We start from the raw sequence: 1,254 nt of genomic DNA, 5'->3' as shown, positions 1-1,254 counted from the left end.
TTTCCAATGAAATTAACTAGCAATTCGGGTAGAAAGTTTAGAGGTATCATATGAAACTACTTAATAATTTGTTGACTAGCTTAACACAATATGAGAATGAAATGATTCAAATTAGGCGTCATCTTCATCAATACCCAGAAATTTCTTTTCAAGAAAAAGAAACATTTAAGTATATTATGGGCTTTTATAAAGAACTTGACTGTGAACCAAAACTTATCGGAAAGGGATTTGGAATCATCGTTGATATTGAAGGTGGAAAATCCGGAAAAACTCTTGCGTTGAGAGCAGACTTTGATGCTCTTGCTATTTTTGAAGATAATGATTTAAGTTTTAAATCGGTCAATCCAGGAGTAATGCATGCCTGTGGACACGATGCACATACTGCATATTTGATGGTACTTGCTAGAGAACTAGTAAAAATAAAACAAGAACTTCCGGGAAGAGTTAGAATTGTCCATCAACCAGCAGAGGAAGTATCTCCTGGTGGTGCCAAAGGTATGATTAAAGCAGGAGCTCTTGACGGTGTCGATAATATGATCGGGGTTCATGTGATGACTACAATTAAAACAGGGGTCATTGCCTATCATAATAAAGAAACTCAAACGGGACGTTCTAATTTCACCATTACAATCAAAGGAAACGGAGGTCACGCTTCTATGCCACAATTAAGTAATGATGCAATAGTAGCCGCTAGTTACTTTGTAACTGAACTCCAAACAGTAATTTCAAGAAGAATAGATCCATTTGACATGGGTACTGTAACTATTGGATCATTTGATGGAGCAGGAAGTTTTAATGCTATACAAGATAAAGTAGTGTTAAAAGGGGATGTTCGGATGATGAAAGAAACAACTAGAAAAGTCATCCGAGACCAAGTGAAACAAATTGCTAAAGGCGTTGGAGTAACCTTTGGGGTTGAAGTGATTGTAGATTATGACGATAACTATCCTGTACTCTTTAATTCAGAAAATCTCACTCACTTTGTAGTTGACAGCTTAAAAGATCAGAATATTTCAGAAGTCAATAATATAGTCGATTTAGGACCACAAAATCCTTCTGAAGATTTTTCATATTATGGGCAAGTTGTACCAAGTACTTTCTTTTACATTGGTGCACAGCCTGAAGACGGCGGAAATTATCCCCATCATAGCCCTTTATTTAAAATGAATGAGAAAAGTATTTTAATCGCGGCTAAAGCAGTTGCAACTGTAACTATAAACTATCTATTTTTCAATAAAAAAATGTAGATTTACA

1 protein-coding gene is annotated in these 1,254 nt (G+C 35.4%); it reads left to right on the top strand.

Annotated elements, in window-relative coordinates:
• Positions 1-50 precede the first annotated feature (50 nt).
• Positions 51-1,247 (top strand): M20 family metallopeptidase, encoded by a 1,197-nt coding sequence (locus ABZV77_RS42685; protein WP_015082999.1) that lies wholly within the window; start codon positions 51-53, stop codon positions 1,245-1,247.
• Positions 1,248-1,254: the final 7 nt, after the last annotated feature.

Origin of the sequence: Streptomyces sp. NPDC004732 (assembly GCF_040609235.1) — a bacterium.
Lineage (GTDB): Bacteria > Actinomycetota > Actinomycetes > Streptomycetales > Streptomycetaceae > Streptomyces.
Note: the sequence above shows the minus strand (reverse complement) of the source record. Positions and strands in the feature narration are given on the sequence as shown.